This window comes from Candidatus Sodalis sp. SoCistrobi, assembly GCF_900143145.1.
Classification (GTDB): domain Bacteria; phylum Pseudomonadota; class Gammaproteobacteria; order Enterobacterales; family Enterobacteriaceae; genus SoCistrobi.
This window is the reverse complement of the sequence record NZ_FRDB01000218.1, coordinates 1-4,591: the sequence shown is the minus strand read 5'-3', so window position 1 is coordinate 4,591 and position 4,591 is coordinate 1. Positions and strand designations below refer to the sequence as shown.

Here is a 4,591-nt window from a genome sequence, read left to right as displayed (position 1 = left end):
CGGCGACTCCTACGATAATGCGATGGCAGAGAGTATCAACGGGTTGTACAAAACGGAGGTTATCCACCGCGGGAGCTGGAAAAACCGGACGGAAGTGGAGTTGGCCACGCTGGACTGGGTGGACTGGTACAACAACAGAAGGCTGCTCGGGCGGCTGGGTTACATCCCTCCTACTGAAGCCGAAATGAACTATTACGCTTTGCAATTAGCATCAGAGGAAGCGGCGTAGTATTGCCAAAATTACTCTCTAATAAACTCGGGGTTATTCAGTTGAAGCCGTATGCGTCACCGCTGCGGCGGCGGTTTTCCTGCACTTCCGGCATCGCCTTTTTCATCCGCCGGGCCACTTCCGCGGCATCGTCGATGATGATGGAATAATAGCGGCGGGCCTGGGCGCCAAGGGTGCTGACGATGAATTCGTCCAGAACGCGGAAATAGTCGGCGCTCTCCTCCGGTCCGGTAAGCACCAGCGGCAGCACCTGATCGGCGTTTTCCGGATCCATCATAATGCCCAGCAAGTACAGGAACTCTTCTGCGGTGCCGACGCCGCCGGGAAAAATGATAATGCCGTGCCCGATACGCACAAAGGCCTCAAGGCGTTTTTCGATATCCGGCATGATAATCAGCTCGTTGACCAGACCGTTCGGCGGCGATAATCGACGGCTCGGTCATGCCGATAAAGCGACCCTCTTTATAGTGCTGCTGGGCATGGCCTACCGCCGCGCCTTTCATGGGCGCTTCCATCGCCCCCGGCCCACAGCCGGTGCAGATGTTAAGTTCGCGCAGGCCTAACTGATTACCGACGGCGCGCGCATAACGATATTCGGTTTCGTTGATGGAGTGGCCGCCCCAGCACACTATCATATTCGGCGCCTCGCCCACATGCAGCGCGCGGGCGTTGCGCAGGATGGAAAATACCAGATTGGTAATGTGGGAGGCGTTGGCCAGATTGAGATGTTGATGCCGGCCGGCGCTGACGATTTGGCCGTTTACGAACAGGATGTCCCGCAGTACGGCAAACAGGTTGGCCTGCAGCGAGCGGATGATGCGGCCATCAACAAAGGCTTCCTCCGGCGGGTTCACCAGCTCCAGCTTCACGCCGCGCTCGCGGCGCAGCACGTTGATATCGAAATCCTGAAAGCGCTCCAGCAGCTCTTTACTGCTGTCGGTCTGGATCCCGGAATTGAGCACCGCCAGCGAACAGTTGCGGAACAACCGGTAGAGATCGCTGCTGGCGGTACGTTTGAGCATATCCACTTCGAGTTGTGACAGTAAATCCATAGAGCCCAGCGGGCTGATATGCGTAATCAAAATAGCTCCTTGTCATACCGGTGCTTACAAAAAAGAATCATCCCACAGTGCCCGTGCCCCGTGCTAAGTACTTAATGCTAAGGGCTTAATGCTTAATGCTTAATGCTTAATGCTTAATGCTTAATGCTCAAGGCTAAAAGCCCAAAGCCCAAAGCCCGAAGCTTAATGCCCCTTGCCCCGTGCCATAGCACGCGGGCACGGTGATACGCCCTCTGCCGCTGGCCCGAAAAGCCTGGCGAACCCGCTCCCGTTAACGTGTGTCCGGCGGCAAGGTTTTCCCCCCTCCGCCGGCGGAAGCGGGGCAAGCGTTGCGCTTCACTGCATTATTGCCGCGCAAGCCGTCCGGTTGCCGGCGAAAAGTGCGTGTTGCTACGCCAGGGATTAATATCCAGTCCGCCGCGGCGGGTATAGCGCGCATAAACCGTCAGGGTTTCGGGGCGGCAAAACTGCATCAAATCGCAGAAGATTCGCTCCACGCACTGTTCATGAAACTCATTATGCTGGCGGAAGGAGACTAAATAGCGCAGCAGCGCCTCGCGGTCGATACGTGCGCCCCGATAACGGATTTGCACCGAGCCCCAATCCGGTTGATGGGTGATGAGACAATTGGACTTCAGCAAATGGCTCACCAGCGTTTCGCTCACCACCGGCCCTCCGGCGGCGCCCTCCAGCCAGCGGTTGGAAAAGGTATAATCGTCGATGCGGATAGGTTGATCGTCAATGCATTCGCCGTCAAAATCCAGCACCGGACTACCGGTAAGTTCGGACAGCGCGCGCAGGACAACCTGCACCTCGCCGCCGGCGCAGCGCGACAGATCCTCGGCAAGGCGCGCGCGTACCGCTTCGCGCGAGGGGAAGCGGGTCTGGTTGAAGCTGTTTAAATACAGTTTGAAGCTTTTGGACTCAATCAGATTCGCGCTGGTCGCATTCAGGGCGATTTCGCCAATCGCCACCTGGGGCAGTCCCGCGTCGTTGAGCCAGGAAAGTTCATATAAGGTCCAGATATCGGCGCCATGAAAGGGCAGCGCCGTCGCCTGCAGCCCCAGCGGATCGCGGTTGAGCGCGCGCGGTACCGCCTGGAGCAGCGCGGGATCGTAGCGCTCCCGGTACGGGGTCGGTTTTCCCAGCGTCAGCGATTGCAAAGCGTGATGTTGGTCATAATGCGTCATGGTGTCTACCTTGGGGCCTTACTGTTACACTAGGCGTAGTGTACCGCACGGAGCCATAAAATGAGAGAAATTAGGGACCCGGCCACTGCTCTGGCGTTAGAGGATTTTACCCGGCGCTATGTCGACGGCTGGCAACAAACCACCGGCGGCTTACCCGCAAGCCATGGGCTGTCCGGCATACCGTCCCCCTGCGTCGCCGGCGGCGAAGGCGACGCGGTTTATTGGCAACCCCGGCCGGCGGCGGCGGACCAGACGCTGGCGGGCGTTGAACGGGCCCTGTCCTTGCGACTGCAGCCGTCGGTGCAGGCCTATTATTGCAGCCAGTACGCCGGCGATATGCCGGCCGCGTTTGCGGGCGAACCGCTGGAGCTGGTACAGGTCTGGAGCGAGCCCGATTTTCTGCGGGTGCAGGAAAACCTGATAGGCCATCTGCTGATGCAAAAGCGGCTGCGGCAGACACCGACGTTGTTTATTGGCACCACCGCGTCAGAGCTGACGATAATTTCGGTCTGTAACCTCAGCGGCCATGTCCTGCGTGAGCAGGTGGGCGGCAAACAACGCGAGGTACTGACGGTTGATCTGGCAAGCTTCCTCATCCGCCTGACGCCGCGGCTGCCCGCCTAAAATCACCCCCTTTTTATGCAAACACTTGTAAGATATCTCTTACAAGCGCTGTAGGAAATAACTGTGTTTCAAAAGATTAAATTTAACAAAAAAATTAATTATTCCAGTAAGATCAAAGCAATATAACGACTCATTAACATTTCGCCTTTTGCCGTCTTACATAAATGCATATCAATACTCTTGTTTAGAACGATAGTTTAAGCGATCTTATCAATCAAATCAGTAAGCAAGGACCGCCCGCTGAATCAGGATTAGTGCCGCACGGACAGCGCAGGGAAGGGTTAGTGCAGCAACGGCCTCAGGAAGAAGCCCGCAAGTTTCAGGATGATACTCAGGACACCTCCAGGATGGAGAATGTGAGCTGGTAATGGAACGCCAGCGAGGCAGGGACTGCTGCAGGACATACGTTTGATAACGTAGGCGTGGCGCAAGGATGGGTTTTGCCGACATGGATTGTTGCAATGTTATCTTGTATAACAAGCGTCATGGAGGTAGGCAGGGAGCATAAACATAGCGGGATTGCTATAAAACGAACCGGGGGTACTGTGTAAACAGTACCCCCTTTTCTTTGACGTCGTTTCCGGCGAGAAATGAATGAAACCGGCCCGCCATGGCATCGACGCGCGCGCAAGCCGAGCGCCGCGGCAGGGCATCACTGCGGGGAATAACGCGGGCGTTTTTTTTTCCATAGAAAACATCACTCTTGACAATAAAACCGTTTGCGTCATATGAGCGAGATTTCCTCTCTTGCCCGTTTTACGGCCATAATTAGCACTGGCACCGCTCTGATGCTATTCTTTGCGGTTTTGCATGGACGGCGCCGTCGGGTCCCGCGGCGTGGGAGGATCAGATGACGTTACATCAACAGGTTCGTCAGCGGCTGTTCGACATCGAACAGGCCATGCGCGACGCCGAAATTTGGCAGCCGCAGCCGCCGGCGCGCGCGGCGTTCGACAGCGTGGAGCCGTTTTGCATCGACACCATGGATGCACAGCAGTGGCTGCAATGGGTTTTGCTGCCGCGCATGCATGCGCTCCTGGATCGCGACGCGCCATTGCCGGAACGCTTCGCCCTGACGCCGTACTTTGAAGAAGCGCTGCCCGAAGCAATCGCGTTATTGACACAAATACGCCAGCTTGATTGTTTGCTGGGCGGTGACGCGCATGATTGAAATATGTTACCAGGATCAGTATCTGGTGGCGGTCAATAAACCGGCCGGCTGGCTGGTCCACCGTAGTTGGCTGGATCGCAAGGAAAAAGTGGTGGTGATGCAGACGGTGCGCGATATGCTGGGGCAGCACGTGTTTACCGTACACCGACTGGATCGCCCGACGTCTGGTGTGCTGTTGTTGGCGCTTTCTGAATCACCCCGGATAAATTAGAGTCTATACTTTAAAAGTGGAGGTCTCTATGACAACGACCAAACGTTACTCTCCGGAAGTCCGTGAACGGGCAGTTAATCTAGTGCTGGAAACTCAGCATGAGCA

4 protein-coding genes and 2 pseudogenes are annotated in these 4,591 nt (G+C 56.3%); 4 read left to right on the top strand and 2 right to left on the bottom strand.

Translation table 11 applies throughout. From position 1 onward, the window contains the following. The coding region (locus tag CINSTRO3249_RS12955) for an integrase core domain-containing protein (protein ID WP_143146879.1) at positions 1-229 on the top strand (229 nt) is incomplete at its 5' end. 40 nt (positions 230-269) lie between these two features. Here the strand turns inward: CINSTRO3249_RS12955 and ppnN are convergent. Continuing rightward, positions 270-1,311, bottom strand: a pseudogene (gene ppnN, locus CINSTRO3249_RS12950) (nucleotide 5'-monophosphate nucleosidase PpnN); the annotation flags it as partial. Positions 1,312-1,634: 323 nt separating this feature from the next. Beyond that, on the bottom strand, positions 1,635-2,480 hold the full coding sequence (gene queF / locus CINSTRO3249_RS12945; RefSeq protein ID WP_074013577.1) for an NADPH-dependent 7-cyano-7-deazaguanine reductase QueF: 846 nt from the start codon (positions 2,478-2,480) through the stop codon (positions 1,635-1,637). 60 nt (positions 2,481-2,540) lie between these two features. Here queF and syd point away from each other — a divergent pair, with 60 nt between their 5' ends. The 3 genes and pseudogenes from syd to CINSTRO3249_RS12930 form a co-directional block, all read left to right on the top strand. After that, entirely contained in the window at positions 2,541-3,104 is a 564-nt protein-coding gene (syd, locus tag CINSTRO3249_RS12940; protein ID WP_074013576.1) for a SecY-interacting protein, read from the top strand. Positions 3,105-3,954: 850 nt separating this feature from the next. Beyond that, complete coding sequence (locus CINSTRO3249_RS12935; RefSeq protein WP_074013575.1) at positions 3,955-4,275, top strand: YqcC family protein; 321 nt, start codon at positions 3,955-3,957, stop codon at positions 4,273-4,275. Next, a pseudogene (locus CINSTRO3249_RS12930) lies at positions 4,268-4,465 on the top strand (pseudouridine synthase); the annotation flags it as partial. The gene CINSTRO3249_RS12935 and the pseudogene CINSTRO3249_RS12930, both read left to right, overlap by 8 nt. Positions 4,466-4,591 lie beyond the last annotated feature (126 nt).

What these genes read in the sequence shown, in the direction of transcription:
- CINSTRO3249_RS12935 (WP_074013575.1), top strand. Translation starts at nt 3,955, where the DNA reads ATGACGTTACATCAACAGGTTCGTCAGCGGCTGTTCGACATCGAACAG.
- syd (WP_074013576.1), top strand. Translation starts at nt 2,541, where the DNA reads ATGAGAGAAATTAGGGACCCGGCCACTGCTCTGGCGTTAGAGGATTTT.
- queF (WP_074013577.1), bottom strand. Translation starts at nt 2,480, where the DNA reads ATGACGCATTATGACCAACATCACGCTTTGCAATCGCTGACGCTGGGA.